General features: G+C 67.0%; 17 protein-coding genes. 14 read left to right on the plus strand and 3 right to left on the minus strand.

Annotated elements, in window-relative coordinates; genetic code table 11:
- The 10 genes from VF794_RS25110 to VF794_RS25155 all read left to right on the plus strand — a co-directional run.
- Positions 1–2,275: SIR2 family protein (locus VF794_RS25110; protein WP_331114619.1), on the plus strand; the 2,275-nt coding region annotated here is incomplete at its 5' end.
- A gap of 1,392 nt (positions 2,276–3,667) precedes the next feature.
- The gene (locus tag VF794_RS25115; RefSeq protein ID WP_331114620.1) at positions 3,668–3,874 is read left to right on the plus strand and encodes a hypothetical protein; all 207 of its coding nucleotides are present in this window, start codon (positions 3,668–3,670) and stop codon (positions 3,872–3,874) included.
- A 1,002-nt stretch (positions 3,875–4,876) separates the two neighbouring features.
- Entirely contained in the window at positions 4,877–5,413 is a 537-nt protein-coding gene (locus VF794_RS25120; RefSeq protein WP_331114622.1) for a hypothetical protein, read from the plus strand.
- 30 nt (positions 5,414–5,443) lie between these two features.
- Positions 5,444–6,631 carry a protein kinase domain-containing protein gene (locus VF794_RS25125; RefSeq protein WP_331114624.1) on the plus strand — a complete coding sequence of 396 codons (1,188 nt, stop codon included), beginning with the start codon at positions 5,444–5,446 and terminating at the stop codon, positions 6,629–6,631.
- A gap of 45 nt (positions 6,632–6,676) precedes the next feature.
- Entirely contained in the window at positions 6,677–7,843 is a 1,167-nt protein-coding gene (locus VF794_RS25130) for a serine/threonine-protein kinase (protein WP_331114625.1), read from the plus strand.
- A 10-nt stretch (positions 7,844–7,853) separates the two neighbouring features.
- Positions 7,854–8,276, plus strand: coding sequence for a helix-turn-helix transcriptional regulator (locus VF794_RS25135; protein WP_331114627.1), 423 nt, complete (start codon positions 7,854–7,856; stop codon positions 8,274–8,276).
- 13 nt (positions 8,277–8,289) lie between these two features.
- On the plus strand, positions 8,290–8,691 hold the full coding sequence (locus VF794_RS25140) for a helix-turn-helix transcriptional regulator (protein WP_331114629.1): 402 nt from the start codon (positions 8,290–8,292) through the stop codon (positions 8,689–8,691).
- A gap of 59 nt (positions 8,692–8,750) precedes the next feature.
- Positions 8,751–9,143, plus strand: coding sequence for a helix-turn-helix transcriptional regulator (locus VF794_RS25145; RefSeq protein ID WP_331114631.1), 393 nt, complete (start codon positions 8,751–8,753; stop codon positions 9,141–9,143).
- A 280-nt stretch (positions 9,144–9,423) separates the two neighbouring features.
- A complete protein-coding gene (locus VF794_RS25150; protein WP_331114633.1) occupies positions 9,424–11,565 on the plus strand; it encodes a serine/threonine-protein kinase in 2,142 nt (713 codons plus the stop codon).
- A 109-nt stretch (positions 11,566–11,674) separates the two neighbouring features.
- Positions 11,675–12,616, plus strand: a complete 942-nt coding sequence (locus VF794_RS25155; protein ID WP_331114634.1) for a DUF2381 family protein — start codon at positions 11,675–11,677, stop codon at positions 12,614–12,616.
- Between the two features lie 241 nt (positions 12,617–12,857).
- On the opposite strand, the gene VF794_RS25160 is transcribed toward VF794_RS25155, so the two are convergent.
- From VF794_RS25160 to VF794_RS25170, 3 genes are all read right to left on the minus strand, one after another.
- Positions 12,858–13,313, minus strand: coding sequence for a hypothetical protein (locus tag VF794_RS25160; RefSeq protein WP_331114636.1), 456 nt, complete (start codon positions 13,311–13,313; stop codon positions 12,858–12,860).
- Positions 13,310–14,614, minus strand: coding sequence for a hypothetical protein (locus VF794_RS25165; RefSeq protein ID WP_331114638.1), 1,305 nt, complete (start codon positions 14,612–14,614; stop codon positions 13,310–13,312). Before VF794_RS25165 ends, VF794_RS25160 begins: the two co-directional genes overlap by 4 nt.
- 256 nt (positions 14,615–14,870) lie before the next feature.
- Entirely contained in the window at positions 14,871–16,124 is a 1,254-nt protein-coding gene (locus VF794_RS25170; RefSeq protein WP_331114654.1) for a hypothetical protein, read from the minus strand.
- 610 nt (positions 16,125–16,734) lie between these two features.
- Here VF794_RS25170 and VF794_RS25175 point away from each other — a divergent pair.
- Genes VF794_RS25175 through VF794_RS25190 form a run of 4 tightly spaced genes read left to right on the plus strand, consistent with a single transcriptional unit; the run spans position 16,735 to position 23,751 of the window.
- Positions 16,735–18,726 carry a hypothetical protein gene (locus VF794_RS25175; RefSeq protein ID WP_331114640.1) on the plus strand — a complete coding sequence of 664 codons (1,992 nt, stop codon included), beginning with the start codon at positions 16,735–16,737 and terminating at the stop codon, positions 18,724–18,726.
- Positions 18,727–18,776: 50 nt separating this feature from the next.
- Entirely contained in the window at positions 18,777–19,541 is a 765-nt protein-coding gene (locus tag VF794_RS25180) for an OmpA/MotB family protein (RefSeq protein WP_331114642.1), read from the plus strand.
- Complete coding sequence (locus VF794_RS25185) at positions 19,538–20,989, plus strand: EH signature domain-containing protein (protein WP_331114644.1); 1,452 nt, start codon at positions 19,538–19,540, stop codon at positions 20,987–20,989. Before VF794_RS25180 ends, VF794_RS25185 begins: the two co-directional genes overlap by 4 nt.
- Positions 20,986–23,751 carry a DEAD/DEAH box helicase gene (locus VF794_RS25190; protein WP_331114646.1) on the plus strand — a complete coding sequence of 922 codons (2,766 nt, stop codon included), beginning with the start codon at positions 20,986–20,988 and terminating at the stop codon, positions 23,749–23,751. Before VF794_RS25185 ends, VF794_RS25190 begins: the two co-directional genes overlap by 4 nt.
- The last annotated feature ends 119 nt before the right edge of the window (positions 23,752–23,870 follow it).

Consider the following 23,870-nt stretch of genomic DNA (forward strand, 5'->3'; position numbering starts at 1 on the left):
CACACTGAAGGGCCACAAGGCGAGTGTGACGGGGTGTGCGGTGACGCCGGACGGGCGGCACGTGGTCTCGGCCTCCGGGGACAGGACGTTGAAGGTGTGGGAACTGGAGACGGGGCGGGAGGTGGCCTCGCTGAAGGGGCACGATGCGAGTGTGAATGGCTGTGCGGTGATGCCGGACGGGCGGCACGTGGTCTCAGTGTCCTGGAAAAAGACGAAGGTGTGGGAATGGGAGACGGGGCGGGAGGTGGCCGAGCTGGAGTGGCTCGGGACGAGTGTGAATGGGTGCGCGGCGACGCCGGACGGGCGGCATGTACTGTTGGCATCCGAGGACGGGCTCCTGAAGGTGTGGGAGTGGAAGGCAGGGCGGGTTGTGGCCGAATTGAAGGGCCACGGGGAAAGGGTGAATGGATGCGCAGTGACGCCGGATGGGCAGCGCGTCGTGTCGGCTTCCGGAGACAGGACACTGAAGGTGTGGGAGTGGGAGACGGGACAGGAGGCGGCCGAACTGGAGGGCCATGGGGGCTGGGTGACAGGGTGCGCGGTGACGCCGGACAGGCGGCACGTCGTGTCGGCGTCCTCAGACGGAACGCTGAAGGTGTGGGAGTTGGGAACCGGGCGGGAGGTGGCCTCGCTGAAGGGCGACGGGGTGGGTGTGAATGGTTGCGCGGTGACGCCGGATGGGCGGCACGTGGTGGCGGCGTTCTCCGAGCCGGAGACGGCTGTCGGCGGAATGCTGAAGGTGTGGGAGTGGGAGACGGGGCGGGTGGTGGCCGAGCTGAAGGGTCACAAGGGGAGTGTGACGGGGTGCGCGGTGACGCCGGATGGGCGGCACGTCGTGTCGTCCTCCGGGGATGGCACGTTGAAAGTGTGGGAATGGGAGCCGGGGCGGGTGGTGGCCATGCTGGCGGGCCACAGGGACTGGGTGACGGGGTGCGCGGTGACGCCGGACGGGCGGCACGTGGTGTCGGCCTCCTGGGACAAGACACTGAGGGTGTGGGAATGGGAGACAGGGCGGGTGGTGGCCACGCTGGAGGGTCACGGAGACTGGGTGAATGGATGCGCGGTGACGCCGGACGGGCGGCACCTCGTGTCCGCGTCGCAGGACAGGACACTCAAGGTATGGGAATGGAAGACGGGGCGAGTGGTGGCCACGCTGGAGGGCCACGGGGCGAGTGTGGATGGCTGCGTGGTGACTCAGGACGGACGGCACGTAGTGTCAGCGTCCCAGGACAGGACGCTGAAGGTGTGGGCGTTGAAGACGGAGCGATGCCTTCATACGCTCCACGGCGTTGATGCCTTCCTCTCGGTTTCGTCCACGCCTCATGTCATCTGCGCGGGGGACGCGCTTGGAAACGTCTGGATTGTCGAGATGGAGTCGGAAGTCCCCAGGACGAGCCCGGCTGCTACGAATACGTCTTCGCCCGGACCCACCATGAGCGTCTCTTTCCCGAAGCCTGTTCTCGAGGCCTACCGCTCCCACTCGCTTGCCTTGTTCATCGGCTCCGGCCTCTCGCTCGGCCGTGACGTCAAGGGCAATCTCCCTACGTGGTCGCAGCTTCCCCTCCGGTTGCTCGATGCTTGTGAGCGCCTGGGTTCGCTCGACGCGCAGGTCATCCAGGACTGGCGCAATCTGTTCAAGGGGCGCATGTCTCTCGAGCTCATGCTCGCGCAGCTTGGCTCCCTGCGTGCTGTCCTGGGTTACGATTACCCGAAGGCTCTCGATGCGATCTTCCGTCCTTCGGACGCAGCTCCGGGCTCCGCGCACCAGTCCGTGGCCCGGCTCGGTGTCCGCGCAATCCTGACCACCAACTATGATCCGCTCATTGAGGAGGTGGGGGAGACACCTCGCAGGCAGGTCTATACCTGGAGGGATTCCGACAAGGCGCTCAAGGATCTGGAGTCTGGGCGCAATGTCCTGCTCAAGGTTCACGGAACGGCGGAGCATCACGAGACCGTGGTCATGACAGAGTTGGAGTACCACAAAGCTCGCTCCGATGTGTCCTACCAGAAAATCCTGAGCCACCTGCTCCAGGGGTACACGTTCCTGTTCATCGGTTACGGGATGAACGATCCGCTGGATCTCGACCTCGTGCTCAAATGGAACGCGGAGGCATTCAAGTCTGCGACCCGCCGTCACTACGCGCTGCTGAAGGACCCGAGCGACAACGACCGCGACCGCTACGAGCGTGAGTACAAAGTCCGGGTCATTCCCTATAGCGACCACGCGCAACTCCCGGCTATCCTGGAGGAGTTCCAGCGCGTCGCCGCCAGCTGACCGCCCAGGCGGTGCGCCACTCCGCATGTAGCACCCGGTGGCGCAGCGCACCCGCGCGAAGCCGTGCGCCAGCACCCCGCACTCCAGGTACTTGGTAAAGTCCTGCTCCACATACCGGGGCAGGCCTCCCCCCACCTCGCTTGCCTCCGCCAGCAGTGTGTCTCGTCAGTCTCCCACGGGCCTAGATGGAGCCCCTGCCTGCTTGTGGGGTTCGGGGCCTACGAGAGCAGAAGGCGCAGGCGGGTCGTGGCCCGCGCCGGGTTACCTCCTTCCAGGGCCGCCAGGGCCGCCGCGATTGCTACAGCAGATCCGCGCTGGAGCGTCCTCAACACAGATTAGGGGACCAAATCGGTTCTTGTCGGACCAAATTTGGACCAAATGCGTTGGCGTATAGAGCGGGGGATGGCCCGGTCGCCCCCAAAGTGCCGGCCAATGACTTCCAGGAGCGACTGGTTGTTACCGCGCATGCTTGTTGATGGAGATTTTGACCAGAGGGTTGATGGGCATCAGCGAGGGCGCACGGACGCGAGGCTGCTCGCAAGAAGAAGAAGTTCGAGGGGGGAGAGCCTTCAGCTCCTCTTGCCGCGTGTGCCTCTCTGGATGCCGGTGCACCTCACTCGCGATGAACCGTTCTGCGGTCCTCTGGCGCGAGAGGTCGTGGTTCGGCCGCCGTGCCAGCCTGAAGCACCGCTTCCAGCGGTGCCACCTAGCTCTTGCTCAGATACCCTGAAGCTTGCCCGATTTCCGCAGCGCTGACGTGTGGAACCGCTTTCGATGGGCAAGGGCCCGAAACTACGAAGGAATGCCGTCACGCGTGTTTCGGAAATCATTGTTTCCGAACCCGAACCCACCTCCATGCCCTTTTTTCGGCGTCCCCGTGGTTTCCGCGTGGCTGCTCCCGAAACGTGCCGTTTCGTGTGGCGCCACCGTTCGGAACCCTGCACGGCGCCGAAGTGCGCGGGAATATGGGAGAATTCCCGCGTGAATGTTTGGGAAAACAGTGGTTTTCCCTCGCGCCCTGTGCGGCCCCTTGAGCGGTTCCGCACAGGGCGCTCAAGCCGCGGAACCGTCTGTGGACGGTATCCGCTTGAAGTTGCTCGGGAATTTACCCGCGCAACTCTGCCAGATGGCTCCTGCGTTGGCTGCAAAACCCCTCTCGGTCCCCCCTGTTGGCCGCCTGAGGAGCCATCTGGCAGTAAAGAAGAAGTCTGGCCCCACTCTGCGATGGGATCAGCCGAGGCTCCGCGACTGCTCCGCCATTGGGCCGGACGGTCGTAAGACCGTGCCCACCGGGTTTTAGGGGGGATGAAAGGGGCGTGTCGTGGCCGCTCGTTCAGCGTAGCCCGTCACCGCTTCGCAACGGCCAGCGTGACACCGGCGCACGTGGGCCTCATGGCGCCGCACGCGCGAGAGCTGCCCATCGTTTCCGCGTTGGCGCGTACGGCCGAGCTGCGGCTCCTTCAGCCAGCGCCACGCGGCAACAAGGCCTCGCACCAGGGCTGGAGCGTGCACGGGGATCGTCCCGAAGGCTCTGGCGATGTCGGCCTCGCGCTTGCGGTAGCGCGGCGGAAGCCGCACGAGGGGGACTACCTGACGTGATGGTCTCGGGGCTGAGCAGGCCCTTCTCCATCTCCAGGCCCACGACACTCTCGGCCAGCCGCACTGTGCGCACTGCCGTCCTTACCGGAAGCTTTTCGGGCACGGCACGTGTGCGGAGCGCAGGAGTGCCTGGTGCCATGATGCGTCCGTTCGGCGTGCCCACGCTCCGCACCGGCGCGGCTGGCCACAGTACGAGTTTTAGTACCCACCGGCTGTCCGTGGCGTCACGGCCCGCCGTAGAAGCGGCTTGCCAGCGACCGTGGCCTCTTCCCAATCGTTCACTGGCCCCGGGGGCCTACGGCGCGCGGCTCAGGGGGCTACAAGCCCCCTTGCACCCCCGCCACGCAACGCAGCCATGCGGGACCGTCCGGTTCAAGGCCGCTGCGCGCCGCCTGCGGCGGTGCCCTTCTGGCAGCCTTGAGCCGGCCAGCCCCGCACGGCTCGCAGACGCCGCCCCTCCCCGCTGGCGCGGGGAATGGCTGGGGCCATTCACCTCGATCTCTGGAGAGTCCCTCGAAGGTCTGGCAGCGCTTCGGAGCGGGTGGCGGGGGCGAAGCGGACGCTGTGCCGACGGGCGGCTGGGTGGCTGTATCGGGGGCCTTCAGCGTGCTTCCCGTGCCGTCCTCTGCTGTCACAGCGTTTATCTGGTACGTGGCGACGGCTCGGGTCCCCTCGCAACCAGCCACGCAAACCATGCGACTCGGGTTGGGACACTACTGCTGGAGTCACCTGGGCGCCCTGAATCCCTGCGTCGCCTAACGCCGCGACTGCCATTTCTCCCTCGAAACCACGGCTGTGCCGCTCTGACAGGTTGACTAGAAATTGGAACCTCTGCGGTAGTGCGGGGCTTTCATTTAGCGATTGGCTGTGTTACCCGTAGCTGCACCACACCAGTCGCAACCCATACACACCGGAGGTGCTGTCGTGCCGAGCGTTTCCATTTCGCGTCGGACGGGGACTCGTCTTGCCCCGGCGCATGCCCACGCCTCGCTGGGACGTCCCATGCTGCTGTCGCTCGTGCTGCTGTGCCCGCTGGCTTGCGCGAGTAACAGCCAGCTCCATGCGTATGCCTCCACCCGGGAGGCGCTCGCGGACTTGGACGAGTTCGGCGCGCTCCTCCTTCGAGCCGGGCTTCCTCCAGAGTTCCTGCCCTCGGGCCGCGAGCTGTCCCCGGAGCAGGCTCGGCAGCTCCGTTTGCAACTTCACCTCTACCCACTCTACCCGCCCAATCCCGTCGAGCACGGTCCATGGACGGTAGCGGACGTGCTGCTGCTCGACGTAACCCTCAAGAGCAGCCCGGTTACCCGTGCCGAACTGGGCCGTCGCGTCCAGGAGTTCAAGTCCCTCCTGGTGCTCCGCCCTGACGGCTACCTCGCCGAGGCGCTCACAGGCAAGGCCGAGCGGTGCGTGGGCCCGGTGGAGGTGAAGGACAACACCTACCGCTCCGACATCTATGAGCTGGGCACCTTCTACAAGCTCGACGAGAACAACCAGCCGCAGCCCGTCTCCTTGGGCGGGCAGCCCGCCGCCTCGCGCTAGCGCTCCTCCCAGCGCCGCAGGAGTTACTCCGTGTCCTCTCCGTCAGACTCCGGGCCTCTGGCCTCTCGCTTCGGCTTCCACTGGAAGAACTACCGCTATGACTTCGAGCGCAGCGTGCTTGTCCACCCGGACTACGAGATGCTGCACCTCGCCACGCGAACTTTCTTCCTCGCTGCCTACCCCAAGCTGAAGGCCGAGCCGAGGGTGGTGGAGCTCAAGCCCTTCCTCCCGCATTACGGGCCTACCACGCTGGAGCGGTGCATTGAGCAGGTGCGGCGCGCCATGTGCGTGAAGCACCCCGGCATTGCCAGTGTGTTCGGTGCCGTCTTCGACGCGGACAAACAACCCTACCTCCACCTGGAGCACCTCCGCGGCTGCTTCCTCCTCACTCTGTTGGAGGTTGCAGTGTCGCTAGGGCGCAAGCTGTCTCCCGCCTTCGCCGCCTACGTCGCTGCCGAGTTGGCCGATGGACTCGACTACGTGCACCGCCGCAAGGACGAAGAGGGGCGGCCCCTCAACCTCGTCCACCGGGCCGTAGGCCCCATGCGTGTGCGCGTGGGGGTTGGCGGCCGGGTACAGCTCACCCATTTGGGTGTCCTCTACTCAGAGTTGCTTGGGTGGTTGCACGCCGCACCCACGGTGCTGCGCGGAGACCTGGCCTACCTCGCTCCCGAGTTGGTGCGGAGCCTCTTCCAAGGGAAAACAGGGCAGGGGGATGCGCTCACGCCTCCAGGGCTCGACGGGCGAGCGGACGTCTTCTCCCTGGGCCTCCTGCTGCTGGAGATGCTGCTGGCCCGCCACCCCCTGGACGCAGCGCACGGGCTATGGGTGGGCGTGGATGCGCGTTTTCCCGCCAGCAATCGCACCGGGACGCCGCCGCTTGTGGAGTTGGGGGTGCTCGCCAACCGCGTGCTCCACTTCGGCCCCGAGGAGCTTCTGCGCGCGGCCAGCGTGGTGCCCGAGCCGCTCCAGCGGATTGTCTCCAAGGCCCTCCGCGCCAACCCGGACGAGCGCTACTCCTCGGCCAGCGACATGCACACTGACCTGTGCTTCTACCTCCTCGGACTCAAGCCGGCCTACGGGGCAAAGGAGGTTGCCGAGGAGGCGTCCGAAATCCTCATGCATGCCGCCGAGCTGGAGGGCGTCCCCGCCCATGCCGCTTTCAAGCAGGGCCTCCTTCCACTGGCTCCGGGCACGGGCCCGGAGAGTCTCAACTAACCCTCGCCCTGGCCTCTCCCGGCCCTTCGTCCCCAGGATTCGTCCATGTCCCGCCCGCCCGCCTCACGCGGCCCCACCTCTCGCCTCACCTTCGAGTCCGGGGGCCACCGCTACAGTGTCCACCGCCACCTGGTTACCCACCCGCACTACGACACCCTGCTGCTCGCCTCGCGCGAGCACGTCGAGGGAGGCCCCGTCAAGCTGGTGGAGCTCAAGCCCGTGGTGCTGGAGGAGGGCCGGGAGGGACTGGATCGCGTCCTCGAGGAGGTGCGGCTCGCCCGCTTCCTGCGCCACCACAACATCGCCGCCGTGTACGGGTACGCAGTGCAGAATGAGCTGCCCCACATCGTCATGGAGCACCTGCGCGGCTGCTACCTCCTCACCGCCATGGATGCCGCCGTGGCCGTGGGCCGCCGCCTCTCTCCGGCCTTCGCCGCCTACGTCGCCGCCGAGGTGGCCGACGCGCTCGACTACGCCCACCGCTGCAAGGGGGACGACCGCAAGCCGCTCCATCTCGTGCACCGCGCCGTGGGACCCATGCGCATACGCCTCGGGAGAAATGGCCGCGTGCAGCTCACCAACTTTGGCGCCGCCTACTCGGAGCTGCTCGGCCGCATCCGCTCACCGGATGGGCTCCTTCGGGGCGACCCGGCCTACATCGCCCCGGAAATCCTCATGGGCTTTCTTCGGCCCCAGCCGGGCCAGAAGGACGTGCTCACTCCCAGGAACCTCGATGGACGGGCGGACATCTTCTCCCTGGGCCTCGTGCTGCTGGAGATGCTGGTGGCGAGCTACCCACTGGATCCACCTGACGTCCTGTGGCGGAACGTGAAGCGCCGCTTCCCTTCCAACGTGCGCAGCGAGACACCCACCTTCCTCAAGCTGGAGACGCTCGCCGACCGAGTGCTGCACTTCGGCCCCGAGGAGGTGCAACGGGTGGCCGAGGATGTGCCGGCGCCGCTACGGCGGATTGTCTCCACTGCGCTGCGCCCCAACCCGGACGAGCGCTACCCGTCAGCGGACAAGCTGCGCGACGAGCTGCGCGCCTACCTTCGCGGATGGCCCCAGCCCTACGGAGCGAGGGATGCGGAGGAGGAGTTGGCCGAGCTTCTCAAGGAAGCCTCCGACCTGGACAAGCTCGCCGTCCACTCTGGCGTGGAGAGAGGCGTGCTCCCGCTCCCGCCCGACATGGGCTCCGACGACATCCACTGAGACACGCTCCATGCCCCAGGTACACAAGACTCAAGCGAAGCTGGCCCTCCACATTGGAACGGTGGCACGCGAGGCGCGCACGCGCGCTGGATTCACCCAGGAGGAAGCCGCCGAGCGCGTGGGCCTTGCTACGGAGGTGTACGGGCGGCTTGAGCGCGGCAACATGCTCCCAAGCCTCCCCACGCTAGTGAAGCTGTGTCGGGCGCTGGCGATTGACGCCAACCCCCTGCTGGGCTTTTCGTCCCCGCAGCCGCCCGCGTGGCTTCTTCCGGAGACTCCTTCCGAAACCGAGCCGCCCAACTTGCGGCGCCTGTTTCGTACAGCTCGCAAGCTGAAGCCCCGGCAGCTGAGCGCGCTCAATGTGGTAGCTGGCGCCCTGCTGCCTACCTCGCGCCCACAGACGTCGGGCTCCTCCAAACGCCGCGCCTCGTGATGGCCTTGTGCACATGGAAACGCTGCTGAAAAAACACCTCGGCGAGGCCGCTCGTGCCGCCCGCCTGCACAAGGGACTTACTCAGGCCGCGGTAGCCAAGGCCGCGCGCCTGGCCCCCGCCGTCTACGCGCGCATTGAACGCGCACAGATGCTGCCCAGCGTCCCCACGCTGAAGCGGCTCTGCCATGTGCTGGGGGTGGACGCCAACACCCTGCTGGGCCTCTCCTCTCCGACTCCGCCCGCGTGGTTCGCCGCCCCCGCAGCGAAAGCGAGGCCAGCCGTGGAGAGGCTTCTTCGCACCGCGCGCCGGCTGCCGAAACGGCAGCTCACCGCTTTGAAAACCATGGCCCGCGCGATGAGCACAGTGGACGCGGGCTCGCTGCTGGACGTGGCGGACCTGGAACTGGGGCAGTGACGAAGATGAGCCACCCGGCGTGCGGCATGGCGTGCGGAAAACTCTGGTAGAGGCGAGCTATGGAACGCGAACAGCTACAGCCCGAGCAGCTTCAGCAGTCCTTGGGGGAAACGGCCCGATCGGCCCGAGAGCGGCTGGGCCTCACCCAGGCCCAGGTAGCGCACCAAGCGGGCATTGCCCCCAACGTCTACGGCCGCATTGAGCGCGGCGGCATGATGCCCGCTGTGCCCACACTGCGGAAGCTCGCCCTCACGCTGGGCATTTCCGCGGACGCGTTGCTCGCGTTGAGCCGCGAGGACGTGGCGGCCTCAGTGGAAGCCCCCGCGCCACAGGGCAACCTGTCGCCGGAGTTGGTGCAGCTCGTGAGCATGTTGCGCGGCTGGCGCCCCGCGAAAGTGAAGCGGCTAGCTCGCGTGCTGAAGGTGCTGGAGAACGCGCCCGACGACGAGTGAGCGCGCAACGAGGTCAGGCAGGAGCCAGGGGCGCAATCTGCACCCGAACTGTCGAGGGCCTCGCGCGTGCGCTGCCCCTGGCTCCTGCCGCATGCCGCGCGGGCGAACGTCCACGCCGAGTCCCCGCGCGGGGCGAGTGGGGCCCTGCATCGCAACGCGCGGCGGCACGACGCCTGCCTCCCCGGGCACGCGCGCTACTCGTGCCCCGCCTCTCTTCAATCCCGTAATGAGCATGGTTTGAGTCGTGCTATCCTCCGAACCCCGGAGGTTCACTCAATCCATGCAACTCCCGCCGTTCAGGCTGCCCGAGTCCGGGGACATTGTTGGTGATTACCGCCTCACGGCGAAGCTGGGCGACGGTGGACAGGGACTCGTCTTCAAGGCCGAGCGCGTGGGCCGCTTCTTCGTCATCAAGTTCTTCCGCGCCCGCGAGCTGGACGCCTGGGGCCTCACCGAGGTGTCCATCCTCCAGAAGTTCAATCACCCCAATATCGTCCGCGTCCTTGGCTATGACCGCTGGCCCGACCCGGACGTCGGCTACTTCTACATCGTCATGGAGTGGGTGGATGGCCTGACGCTGGATCAGTACGCCCTCATGGAGAATCCGTGTGCCCGGCAGTGCGCGGGCCTCATGCTGACGCTGGCCCGCACTCTCGGGGCGGTGCACCGCAAGAATGTCCTTCACCGGGACTTGAAGCGCGACAACATCCTCATCCGCTCGCGCAATGCCGAGCCCGTGCTGGTGGACTTCGGCATTGGCGCCGTGGCCGAGATCACCGAGATGCCTGGCTCCAGTGTGCTTCCACCCGGGACGCAGGAGTACGTGAGCCCGGAGGCGTGGCGCTTCCTCGGGGAGAACGTGGGCGAGCCGGTGAGCTACAAGTCCCAGGTGTCCGACGAGCTGTGGGCACTGGGAGTCACCTTCTACTGGCTCCTCACCAACCGGCTCCCCTTTGGCACGCGGCGGCGCCTCTTCCTGGTGAAGGCGATTCTCAGCCACACCCCCAGGGCCCCGCACGAGTGCAACCCTCGGGTGCCCAGGGCGCTGAGCGACGTGTGCATGCGCATGTTGGAGAAGGACCTCGCCGCGCGCTTCCCGGACATGCCGGCGCTGGCTTCGGCGCTCGAGTCCGCCCTTGTCGCCGCACGGGAGGACGCGAGCTGGGACGTGCCACTCGGAGACCCGGACGCGCCCGCGGAGACGACGACGGACGAGATTCCGGCGCAGGTGCCCTGGGACGAGGACGAGCTCGCGGTGCGTAGGTGCTTCGCTCCGCCACGGCGCGGGCGCAAGAACTCGAGGACGGACGAGAGCCGCACGCCCGTTGTTGCTCCACCTCCCGTACCCGAGGCGGGCCCAAGCCCGGTGCCGGTGGCCGAGGCCCTGGCGGCACGCATGGCCGTCGTCTTCCCTGGCCATGCCTGGGAAGGAGTACCGCAGCCGGAGGCTTCGTCCGCGAGGCGAGCCTCGCCAGCTCCTGGGCCTGCTGTGGCCGCCACACAGGTACGGGGTGCAGGTACGCACGAGGGAACGCCCAAACGCGGGTTTTGGAGACGCGCGGCCTCAAGCGCCTTTCCCACCTTCGTCGGCAGCTTGCCCGTCCGTGCCTTGGCCTTGGACTGTCTGCGCCGAGCCGCGTTGGTGCTGGTGTTGATGGCCGTGGCAGCCGGGGCCAGCGCAGGGGCGGTACTTGCCACCTCGCCAACCTTGGACACGAGAGAAGGGGCGAAGGGTCTCGCTGCGCCAGAACCCGCTACGTCCACCGGCAGCAACCAGACTCTCCACGCCTACCTTGCCCGGGAAATGGCGGTTTCGCGGGACTCGCCGCAAGCTGGCCGGAGCGCGGCTCCGTTTTTGCCACCCACCCCCGCGCTGGAATTCACCACCGCCATGCTTCGCAAGGAAGACTTCAGCGTGAATAGCCCCGAGAAGCCCCAGCCCCAGGCTCGGCGTGCCCGCTTCGGGGTGAAGTGCGTCACCGCGGCCTGCTGCGCCGTCCTCGGCGGCTGCGCGGGCACGCCCCCGGTGCGCCTCGCCCCCAGGCCCGAGGCATGCCCCGACAACGCCGTCGCCACCATGAAGCAGTTACGCATCCGCATTGGCGACGAAGCCGGCGGCACCTTCCCCGTCGTCGGCGGCGCTAAACCCGTCACCGTCAACCAGTTCACCACATTCGCACTACGGGACGACCTAGGGGAGCTAAAGGCGGGCACCGTCCTCTCCGGTCGGCTCATCTTCGCGGAGGGCCGGGTCTTTGGTCGATTCAAGCAGGCTCGGTTTCGCGGAAAGACGTACCCCGTCTGCTTTGAGCTGCGGAGCCGGGCCGGGGAGCTTGGCGTGGAGATGAAGCAGGACAGCGGGCCGGAGTCTGCCGTGGTGTCCTCCTCCCAAGACGTCAAGGCGGTGGATCACTTCGAGTAGAGTCGTGCATGGGCCCGGCAGGGAGGAGGCCGGGCGCTTGGATCGCGGAGGTGTGGTAGAGGCCGGAGTCTTCCAGACTCTTGCTCGCCTTCATCAAGGTTGACCCCTCGTGCTCCTTGCGTCCCCTGTCGGCCTCTTGGCGCTGGCCCTTCTTTCCATTCCCTCGGCCCATTCCGCAGTTCCCTCTGCGGATGAGTGCAAGGCGGCAAGCCCCCGTATCGAGCTGGCCGCCATGCCCAGCGAGGGACAGGCGCCAGTGGTGTGTATCGGCCCGGGCCTGCCAATCACCTTCCGTTTCGACTCGTTGCTCCGGCAGGACTCCCTGAACATTCAAGAGCGGGGATGGTTCGAGGACTGGGCCTTGGGGCAGCAGATGCTCACGCTGGCTCCTCGAGAGAACCTGGCCCCCGGGAAGCGGACCGAAGTGGAAGTGTGCTTCGCGGACGGTGCCGCGCCCGCGTGCGCCACCTTCGTGCTCGTCGTCCATCCCGGGCTCGGAATGCAGGAGGTGAAGGTGCTGCGGCAGTCGCGCCCCGTGGCGCACTTCCAGCAAGTCGCCAAGGAGGCTGAGGCTCAGGTCCAGCAGTGCCGTGAGGAGGTGCGGCAGCTTCGCTCCGAGCGCGGCGTGCCGGATGGATTGACTGGTGCCGTTGCGTCTGGACTGGTGAATCTTGGAAGGGGTGTTGACGGCAAGGACCTGACCGACGATGCCACCGAGAAGGAGGGAAATACCCTCATCAAGGATCGCGTCTTCAGCTACCGCTCCAAGGAGCGGGTGGCGGTAGAGGTGTACCTCGCGAACCCGGGCACGACGCCCTGGACGGCGACGGGCGCGGTACTCCGCGGGCCCAAGGGCGAGGTCCTCAAGCCGCTACTGCTCTGGCAGCCGGATCCCATCGTTCCGGCCGCGCCAGGAGAGGAGGGCAAGCGAGGGCGCGTCGTGGTGGAGGTACTGGCCACGGAGAAACAGGCCAGGGGCACCTACACCCTCATCCTCTGGGACGCGACTCGCCAGCGCACCATCACCCTTGGCGAAGTCTCGTTTCCGTAGGGATCAGAACCACATCATTCCTAGCATCGTCCACGCTGTAGACAGGCGGGCAAGAGGACCCCCGTCACTCGCGATCAGGGTGTACCTGATCGAAATCGGCTCGTAGGTGTGCACCCTCGTCGCGGCAATCCTCTGCATCCGGATGATCCGTGCGGTGCAGGTGCGGCTCGAATCCCGCCGGAGCGGCCTTTAGACTCGCTTCGGCGACCGACGCAATCAAGAATGACGCTGGCCGACGTCTCTATGCATTGTTCATGGCGGCAACCATCTTCAGTGCATTCCAAAAACCGAAGAATGCCGCCCCTGCCTCAAGTTCTACTTCCACCGTCTCTCCTCTTCGGAGCAGAATCTTCAGTCGATTGAGGGCCAGTTTTCCGTTTGGGCTTGAGGCCAGGGTTCCGTTGACGTGAGCTGCATCTACCGTCGCGCCTTCAATCTCGCTCCAGGGAAGATGGAGGATGCCGTCAGGTCGCCATGTGATGACCTGCTCAGTAGTGAGTAGCACCCAATGTTCTGGATCTCGAAAGTGCGAAAGCACCGGGAGTTCCCCGCCCCGAACGGCAGCCACATTGAGCAGACTCGTGCGTACCTCCGCCGGGAACTCGTCGAAGGGGCGCGTCCACGTTCCTTCGCGCCCTGAGCGATAGAATTTCCGGAGGAGCCTCTGGCGCCTCGCCTCTGCGCTGAGGTCGGTCATGGTAGCAGTTCCTTGACTAGCTCAATTGTATCGTTATTGATGCGCCGAAACGCGAACCCGTAACGCTGCGCGATCGCGGGGTTCAAGAAACCCTGATTAATCACAGCATGTCCCGTAATACTCAGGCGGGAGGCACCAGCAGCGCGCGCTTCAGCCTCGAAAGCCTCTATCAGTTTTTTCAAGGATGAAGCTCCTTTTGTCTCGGCCTCGATCAAAAGAACATTACGCTGAAATGTTTGTCCAACAAGTCCCTTGTTCCCAAAGATTCGGAAGCCGTTGAGTCTCTCGGGTGGTAGTCGAGTCGCCTGCTGAAGAAGTTCCTCGGCTGCTGGGCGCATCTGTCCTTGGGATGATTCTGAGGCCCCACTATCTGCCCCACCTGCCTGCTGGATAATGACGGCCGCCCACGGCCCGCCTTTCAGCACTGTGGCCGCCTTGCCCACTGGCACCACGACGCGCTCCATCACCAGCAAGCCCTCGGCCGACAGCGAGAGCACCGGCACAGTGGCCTCCAGTCCTCCCACCGCCCGCGTCAGCGCGCCCGTCGTTCCACCAGCCGTGCCAAACGTGACGATGAGGTTGGTCAGCAGCTTGGAGACGGCCTTCACCTGCTCGCCGCGCGTCATGTACCGGAAGCGCTCGCGGTACTGGGGCGAGGAGGCAATGAGGGCCGCGACTCCCGCAGGCAGGTGCCGTAGCGCCGCGATGCTGTCCGACGGGTGGGAGAGAAACTGGCCCATGGCGTGGTACAACTCGACGAAGGCCTCTTCGGCCCCATCCAGCGAACGGCCGATGTAGTCGGCGTCGTCGTACACCTCGGCCAGCCCGGGTCCTTCCATGACGGGGCTCAGTTGGGCGTCCGCCTCCCGGAAGACCCACCCCTTGACGGTGTAGAACCGGCCCAACTCAAAGGGGCCCGCGCGGAAAGCTTCCTCCTTCCACTCCACGGAGCCCACCTTCTGCTGAGTACGTCCGTTGAGCGTCCACGCGAGGTAGCCATCCGGCCGCAGCACGGCCACCGTCTTGAATCGCTCCACACGGCGCAGCAACTCCTCGCGGGAAACAACTTCCCCTCCCTCCAGCACCTCGCGCAACAGGTGGCAGGCGGCCATGCGCGGCGGAAAGGAGCCCAGCGTCACCGGCTTCTTCATCAGCACCGTCAGCACTCGGGCTGCCTCCTGGGGCGAGAGGGGCGCCCCTCGCGGGGGCTCGTCGCTGACGTTGTCCAGGCCCGCGAGCAGCAGCAGGTACTCGAAGGCATCCGCCTGCCTGGCCCCGCTGGCCACCGCGCGCACGGCCATCTCAGCCGGGCTCACCATGGCCACCTCCGTGCTCCGAGCGCGCTCACCCCGACGACGGTGTAGCCGCGCGGGCTCGCTCTGGCCCGTGGACGCGGTTGGGAAGTCGCCGCGCAGCTCGCCTGCCAATGTGGGGTCGTGCACACCTTGAGGGGGGTGCTTCAGGTGTGCACCGCGTCCCACTGGAGGCGTCACCGTGGCGCAGCCCGTGGCCAGCAGGACGCCGCAAAACAGCAAAGCGGCCCGGTTGCGCGCCGTCTTAGCGGGCATGGTCCACCCCCAGGCCAGCGGAAGCGAAGGCGCCCGGACGTAGCGTCCCGTCCGGCGCCGCAAACAGCAGCGTGCCTCCCTGGCCCACGGCGTACAGCCACCCGCCGAAGCGCCAGCGCACCTCGCCCGAGTACAGGAAGCGCGCCTGCGCCTTGCCCACTCCGGCGGCCAGAGCGTTGACGGCCACTTCCACGCGCCGCTCGGCGAGCTGCACCGCGAGCCGCCCGTCCACGTCCACGCGCCCCCAGGTAAACGCCTCCGCCCCCAGGGAGAGGTGCAGGTGGCGTTGCCGCAGCCCGCCTAGCCGCACCGCGTCCCACCCCACCACGGCCTCGCCATACACCGAGAAGCCATTGGGGAAGGGCGCCTCCACGACGGGCAACCCGGAAGGGCCCGCCGCGCGCAAGCGCGCAAGCTCGTAGTCCGGGCCGAAGAAGCCCTGGCGGAAGCCTCCGCGCTGCCCTCGCACCTCCAGTCGTAGCCGCGCGTCCAACGTGGGTGTCACCGCATCCGCGCCCACGCCAGCCACCGCGCCCCAGGCACCGCCCACGCTCGGACGCCCACCCCAACCCGCCAGCACGTGCAGCTCGTAGCCTGGGCGCACCAACATCACCGCCGTTCCATCCAGGTGCGCCAGCGTCACCTGGGGCGAGTGGCCTCCGGCCCGCCCCCAGTCGTGCACTGCGGACAGCGCCAGTGTGTAGCGCCCAGGCTGCTCTTGTGGGCCCATGAGGTGTGCCAGGTCGAGCGCTACCTCCGCGCCCATGAGGCGCGCACCCAGCACGTCCGAGGAAAACGCCTCCGCGTAGACTGGCCCGATCGCTCCGGTGAGAAAGGCTCCAGCCGGGTGGTAGTCCGGATTGGCGCGGTTGGAGTACCGCCGCACCAAGTGCCCGGAAAGGAGGCTGTAGCTGTCAAGAGCGCCAGCCCACAACCCCACCGGGGAAGAGTCCGAGCCCAGCTTGAGGGCTTGTACCAACTGGCCCCAGTCCGAGAGGCTGTCCCAGTCCTCGCGACGCACCAACCGGGCCCCTGGAACTCCTCCACCCACCCGCAGGCGTACCGGAGCGCCCAGGTTGATGCCGAGCTCCTCGCCTCCGTCCAGCACCAGCATGGGTGTCAGTTGGGCGTAGCTCTCCAGCCCTTCCGCCCCGCCGCTCGGCAACAGCGCCAGCCCGGAGGCCTCCACGCGCGTGAGGTAGTGCCATCCTCCCGCCAGGGACGCCGGGAGCGGTGGCCCCATGGCTCCAGCAGGCGGGTCATCAGGCCGTTCCGCCTGGGAGAGCAGAATCAGCACCAGCAGAGTGGGCGTCATGAGGACCTCCGGTGGAGACATCCATGGTACCAGGAGCTTCCTCTCAAACCGGAGAGTCAGGACATAACAGTCAACAAATGACGTGAGGAGTCGGTACTCAGTGCCAACCTCATAGGCCGGGTGTGACGGTTCGGCAACCATCATCGAACAATTCCTGTGCGTCCACCTGGCCCCTGTCTCGGCAACCGCGCCGTTCCGAGGCGTTAACACTCCGAACGGCTGCTGCACGGCGCCAGGCACACTGGCGCTCCGCCTGTCTGCCGTGCATGGGGGCTCCCGGAGGGGAGCGGCTACCGCGCGAGCGGCGCAGGAGCGGCCTTGAACCAGGCGTCCCCGGATGGCCGCGCTACGTCTCGCACTGTCGCCGGGGTGCAAGTGGGCGGTCCCGGTTCTCGCCGCCACACCACGCCCATGGGGGCAGCGCAGTAACCGGCGAGAAGTCCGTCCCCTCGGAAAGCGGCGGCGTTGCGCTTAGACTCCGCGCTCCGGCCTTGGTGCCCTGCGCGGCACCGGTCCTCGTGAGAGGGGAATCACCGTCGTGGAAGCTATTGCGCATTTTCTCGTTCAGGAGTGGCTCGCCTACGCACTCATCGGGTTCATCATCGCGGTGTCGGTGTTCACCCTCGGGCGCTTCTGGTGGCAGCTTCGACCCGTGAGGAATGATCTTCGCAGGGCTCGGGAAATCATCGGGTCGGTGCCCGACGCGAGCGCATTCTTCATGGATTTCGACCGGGTGTCCGATGCCCTGCGGCAGTTGCCCATCATGGGGCACGCCTGGAAGGAGTTCGAGGAGAGCCTTGTCGTTCCCGGAGAGCGCGAGGGTGCTACCACGGTTCTCAATTCGAAGGAGCCGGCGGCGCACTTCCACTTGGAGACGCTGCTCGTCGGACGGGTAGCGACCCGCTTCTACGAGGCGTTTCCCAACCTCCTCGTGGGCTTCGGCATCCTGTGGACCTTTCTCGGGCTCGCTGGCGGCATCCACCTCGCGGTACCGGGTCTCTCGAGCGATGATGTCGCGCAACTGAAGGGGGGGCTGCGCGACCTGCTCGGTGGTGCCTTCCTCGCCTTCGCCAAGTCGGCCTTTGCCATCGCCTGTTCTCTCCTCTTCACTGGCGTCGAGCGGCGGTGGATGGGGGCGACGGATAAGCTCCTCGAGGATTGCTGCGCCGCGCTCGACGAGCGGCTCACCCTCGAGACGCCCGAGAAGCTCGCCGGGCTCCAGCTCGAGGAGCTGCGCAAGCAGACGATGGAGCTGAAGCTCTTCAACACCGGGATGGGGGCCGCCATGGCCCAGGCCCTCGAGGAGCGGGTCGGTGACCGGCTTGCCCCGGTGCTCGAGCGGCTCGTCGAGTCGGTGCATCAACTGCGGGCCGACCGCGGTGACTCTACGGAGCGCTACCTCGCGACGATGCTCGAGGAATTCAAGAAGTCGATGTCTCAGGCCGCCGGTGGGGAGTTCACGGCCATGGCCGAGGCCGTGTCGGACCTGCGCCGGGTGCTCGACCGCACCGCGGCTTCAATGGATGCGGGCCAGCGCCAGTTCGAGACGTCCACCGCGCGGATTGCCGATAGCCTGGAGCAGACGCTCGGAGTAGCGCGCCGTGGCGTCCAGGAGGAACTCACCCACCTTACCCAGGCGGTCAATGCCTCCCTCAACGATTCGGCCTCGCGCTTCTCAAGCCAGCTGGAGCTCGGTGGCCGGGCGCTGGCAGAGCAGGTTGCCGCCCAGGGCCAGCAGTTCATCAAGCTTACCAACGCCATCGAAACAGCGCTTGGCCAGTCGGCAAAGAACCTGTCCTCCCAGATGGAGGGGGGCGGCCGGGCGCTGGCGGAGCAGATGGCCCTTCAGGGCCAGCATCTCGTCCAACTCACCCAGTCCATCCAGGCGGCGCTCGACCAGTCCGCAAGCAACCTCTCTTCGCAATTGGAGTCCGGAGGCCGAGCGCTGGCGGGGCAGATGAACAGCCAGACCCAGCAGCTCGCGCAGGGGTTGGTCCGGCTGGAGAGTCTCACCGCCGGGTGGGAGAAACTGCTGGAGCGAACGAGTGAGCTGGTGGGCCAGGTGGGGGCCGCGTCGAAGGCTTACGACTCCTCGTTCTCGAGCTTTCGCTCCATGGCGTCCGAGATGAACACGGCGGGGGCCTCTATCCGAAACGCCAGCGAGCGGCTGTCGGTCGCGGCCTCGACCCAGGCGGATTCGAGCCAGCGGCTTGAGGGGGCGAGCGCCCATGTCACCGAGAGCCTGCGCCGTGCGACCGAGACCTGGGAGCAGTACCGGCAGCGCTTCGAAGCCATCGACCAGTCGCTCGGGAATGTCTTCCGCGAACTCGACCTCGGTCTCTCCCGCTATGGGGACAAGGTGGCGGACTACGTGCGGCAGCTCGAGGGGCACATGTCGAAGGCCACTGCCTCCTTGTCCATGGCGGTGGGCTCGCTCCACGAGGGCCTGAGTGAGCTGCCCGACGAGGTGAGCGCGCTGGGCAAGCACGTGGAGTCGCTGAAGAGGACGGTGGAGGCGACGCGTCGATGAGCCGCCCCCGGAAAAGGGCCCGAGAAGGAGAAGGGAGCTTCCTTGCCTCGGTGAGCGACCTCATGGCCGGCCTCGTCTTCATCTTCATCGCTACCCTGATGGTCTTCGTCCTTCAGCTCCAGCGCCAGCGGGACCGCACCGCGAAGGAGGAGACCCGGGCGCGGGAGGAGCGCGCGGAACTCGTCCAGCGCGGACGCGCGCCCCAGGAAACGCGGCGGGCTCTTCTCGAGCACCTCAGGAGCCTCCTCGCCGAGAGCGGCATCACGGTGGACATCAACGCGGATCAGGGGGTGCTGAGCCTGCCGGAGGGCTCGGTCTCGTTCATCGAGGGGCGCGATGCCTTCGACAACCGACATGGGGAGAGCGAGCGGCGAGTACGAGTTCTCGCCCAGACGCTCGCCCAGGTGCTGCCTTGCTACAGCGCGCCCCCCACCGAGGCGGCGGACTACTGCGAGGGGCAGCGCTCCGAGGTTCTGCTCGAGGCCGTCCTCATCGAGGGCCACACCGATAGGCGTCGCCACCAGGGGCCCCTGGGCAACTGGCGCCTGTCAGCGTTGCGGGCCATCAGGACCTACGACACGCTCCTCAATGAGCGGCGAGAGCCGCTGGACAGGCTGGTGAACCGCAGCGGCCGCAAACTCCTCAGCGTGGCGGGCTATGCGGAGACTCGCCCAGTGGACGAGGGGGACACAGATGAGGCGTACCGTCGCAACCGCCGCATCGATCTCCGCTTCATCGTGTCCCCGCCGCCGGTGGCCGAGGTGGAACCCGAACCGTTGGCGAAGACCCGTGAAGCTTTGGAGACACAGCCGTGAGCGAGACGTCCTTCCGAAAGGTGCTCGCCCGGGGAGCCTTCTCCTTCTTGGGGCTGGCGGACCGCCCTCAAGAGTGGGTACCCAAGCACATGGAGCGTGCGCTCCAGTCCGTGCAGACCCAACTGCAGGGGCTGGAGGGTCGGCCGCCCGCCACCCTCCCGCTCGATGACATCCTGGTCGCGGTGCGCGGCCATTGGGAGCGCCATGGCAACCTGGACGGCCTGCCGTTGCGTCTCCTTCGGCGGGTGCCTTGGGTGCTCTTCTACCCGGCGGAGGGTGACCCAGAAGTATGGCTCGGGGCTGACAGAGGCTTCTCCGCGGCCTATCTGCGCTGGGCGGAGGCAACGGAGCGACGCTCCATCCTCGCGGCGCTCGTCCGGGTCTTCCTCATCGCATACCCAACCGAGGTGGGGACATTCTCGCTCTGGCGCGAGTGCCTGGAGGTGCTGGCGCGATCCTCATCCCTGCGTCTCTCTGGCACATGGGTGGAGCGGTGCGAGCAGGAGGGGCTCCTTCGCGCGGATGCGCCGACGAACCTTCGCGAGGGCTTCTCCAGGGCCAGTCCGATGACGGTAACCTCCTACCTGGGGAGCCGAGCCCTGGGGGCCGAGCTGGACCGTGCCGGGCTCGTGCTCGATGCGTCCCGGGAGATGGTGGAGGAGGTGCGCGAGCTCCTCGAGCGGGGCGGAGGACCCGAGCAGGTGCAGCGGCGCCTCTCGTTCTTCCTTGATGGGGAGGGCGCTCTGCGCTTCGACGAGCTGCGGGCGAACCTCGCCATCGCGCTGCTCGCGCCACACCTGTCGCGCCCCCCGGCACTGCCCGCGCTGAAGGACTCCCTTCAAGGCTTCCTCCTGCGCCACCTCGGGGACCCGCGCCTGGGGGATGGGCGCTGGGTGGGCGTGGACCTCCGCCTGCGTGAGGTGCTCGTTCGTTGGCTCGTCCAGGAGAGCTTCGATGTCTTCTTCGAAGTCCTCTCGCAGACGGCCATGGAGTCCCACTGGGCATACCGACGACCTTTCTGGGAGCCGTACCTGACGAGTGAGCGGGTGACGGGGGCATGGGCGGTTCTCGGGCCAGATGCGAGGCAGCTTGTGGTGAAGACTTCGGCGGCGCGTAGCGACAGCTTTGGTGTGCTGCCGCGGACGGGCGGAAAGGATGCGGCCGCGCAATCCGTGCTCCTGATGCAGATGCGCGGCCCGCGCGGCAGCGTCACCGTGGCCGAGTTCAGTCACAATGGCGCCTGTCGCATCTGGATGGAAGGCAACAGCAATGCGCCCCGCCTGTACCGACGCAGTTACGAGCGCACGGAGCTCACCGCCGCCGCGGACTTCGAACAGCGCCACGCCGGGTCGGAGAGGGGAACGTGGCAGCGGAACATCCGTGACTGGCTGCGCTGGAAGATGGGAATCACCCCCGGTCATGACGGCGTGGTGAGGGGGGCTGTGTGAGCCCGGTACTCGAGTGGACGGCTGAGTCAGACGGGGTGCGCTTTTCCTGCTTCGCGGGCAAGGGCTTTCAGCCCTGGGGCGAGTGGGCCCGGCTCTGCCCGGTGACGACGGGTCGCAACCCCGCCAACGTGGGCCCTCTCGTGCGCCTCTTGCAGGAAGCCGACGCTTCCCCAACCGCCCAGGAGGCCCTCATCGCCCATGAGGCCATTGCCTCGCTGGTGGATGAGGAGGTGCTGGGCTTGGGGCTTCCGGCAAGGCCCCCGTACACAGTGGAGCTCAAGTCACACGGCAGTCTCCAGGCACCGGAGTTCCGCTTCCGGGTGGCCTTGCTGCGTGCGGACGGGCGGCCCCTCATGCAGTGGAGCCGCAGCGGCGTCTTCCTCACAGCCGCCAGCCAGCGCTACACGCTTGGAGAGCCCCTCTTCTCTCTCCTGGAGGGCATCGACCGCTTCCATGCCGCGCCTCCCTCGGACCCGGACGAGCGCTTCCGGGCCTGGGCAGAGCTGCGCCAGCTCGTGCCCTCGTCCGCGCGCCTTGATGCCTACCTGACGAATCTTCGGGTGACGGTGGCCACGGGGCTCGCGCTTCGCCGGTTCAAGAATTCCCGCGGGGAGGAGGACTTCGACCCGGTGGCGCTCCAGCCCCTTGTCGAGGGCGCGTCTGGAGATGACCTCGGGGGAACGGAGACGCGGTCGATTCTGGATGAGACCGCCCAGCAGGAATTCCAGCAGCAGTTCCGTCGGCGGAGCCAGGTGCCCTCGCGCTTCATCCTGCGCAACGGCACCTTCCTCGTCCTCGAGGAGCCCCTGCGTCAAGCGCTCGAGGTGGTGCACCGGGCCCAGGTGGGTGCTCCCGAGGAGCGACGGGCATTCTCGGCGAACCCGCGGGTCTTCCTCCGCGAGAAGCTGGAGGCCCAGTTGGGGGAGGAGCGGCTGGAGGCGCTCTTCTGGGATGCCGAGTACGGGGAACGGGTGCGGGAGGTGTCGGAGTGGGTGCCCAGGCCTCTGCCCATCATTCCGAGCGGTCAGCAGTGGATTCCCCCTCCGGAGGAGGGGGAAGATTGCTCGGCGCCGCCCGAGTCCTGCATCACCGCTGCGGATGGGGAAGAGGCCGGAGCCACGGCCCCACCGCTCGCTGTCGCCATCAAGGACAACCTCGATACGCTCGAGTTCGTGCGTCCCAATCGGGCCCAGGCCGAGGCGGAATTGCACCCGCCGCGGTGTCTGGTCACGAGGCTGCTGCCGCATCAGAACGAGGCCCTCGCGTGGCTCCAAGCCCACTGGAAGGCTGGTAGCCGTGGCGCGCTCCTCGCGGATGATATGGGCCTGGGCAAGACGCTCAGTGCGCTCGCCTTCGTCGCCTGGCTGCGCGAGTTGATGGAAAGCGGGACGGCGGTGCGCAAACCGGTTCTGGTGGTTGCCCCCACGGGCCTGTTGCAGAACTGGCGCAACGAGCATGACCAACACCTGGCGTCTCCTGGTTTGGGGCAACTCACCTGTGCCTACGGCGAGGGTCTTGCCGAGCTACGCGTGTTGCGGGGGCCCGCGGCGCGGGAGCTTGCTGGCGGTATGCCCGTGCTCAATGTCCGGGCCCTGGCCGAGAGCGATTGGGTGCTCGCTACATTCGAAGCAGTGCGCGACTACCAGCACAGCTTTGCCCGAGTGAAGTGGGCCGCCGTCGTGCTCGATGAGGCGCAGAAGGTGAAGAACCCCGCCACGGGTCTGGCCAATGCGGCGAAGGCGCTCGACTTCGACTTCGGGCTGGCGCTTACCGGTACACCAGTCGAGAACCGCCTCACCGATCTATGGTCCATCGTGGACACCGTGGCGCCGGGGCCTCTCGGCTCGATGCGGGAATTTCGCGCCCGCTTCGACTCGGGCCATGTTCCTGGCGCCAGTGCCGCACCAGAGGCTCTTCCGGGTCACGAGGCACTCAGGCGGGCGCTGCTCGAAGAGGGGCAGCCACCCCTGATGAAACGCCGGCTCAAGCGTGACCACCTGGAGGGGTTGCCGACGAAGGAGCACATCCCCTGTCCTGGGACGATGGGTCTGGAGCAGGCGGTCGCCTATGAGGAGGTGGTGGCGAGCGCGAGGAGAGGAGGCGGCGGGCGCAACGCCATCCTGGCCATCATCCAACGCCTGCGCTCTGTTTCGCTGCATCCGCGGCCCTCTGACCTGAGCGGGGGCGACGAGGCCTACATCCGCAGGTCCGTGCGCCTCACCAGGTGCGTGGAGGTGCTCGACCGCGTTCATGAGCGAAGGGAGAAGGCGCTCGTCTTCACCGACTCCCTGGAGCTACAGGCCACGTTGGCCGAGGTGATCCAGCGCCGCTACGACATGGCCTCGCCTCCGATGCTCATCAATGGGGAGGTCGCGGGCGTCGAGCGCCAGAACCGGGTAGGGCGCTTCCAGAAGGCGGAGGGCTTCGACGTGATGCTCCTCTCGCCGAAGGCGGGAGGGGTGGGGCTCACCCTCACCGCTGCCAACCATGTCATCCACCTGTCGCGCTGGTGGAACCCCGCGGTGGAGGACCAGTCCACCGACCGTGTCTACCGCATCGGGCAGAGGCGGCCTGTCTCCGTGTACCTCCCCCTCGCCGTGCATCCCCGCTTCGGGGACCGGAGCTTCGACCTGCGGCTGCACGAGCTCCTGGAGACGAAGCGGCGCCTGAGCGAGGCCGTGCTGACCCCAGTGGTGCCCACGGCCAATGAGCTCGAGGCGCTCTATCAAGACGTGGTCAGCCCCGAGCCGTCGCGGGCATAGAAGGCTGTTACCCCGCTCCAAGGCTATGAGGGTCACGTGTTGGATACGCAGCACCATTCGTAAGTGGCTCCATCGATGACGCAAGTTGCGTTAGAGTGGCCTCTTCTGGCGCCTTGGCT

Source organism: Archangium sp. (assembly GCF_036389735.1).
Lineage (GTDB): Bacteria > Myxococcota > Myxococcia > Myxococcales > Myxococcaceae > Archangium.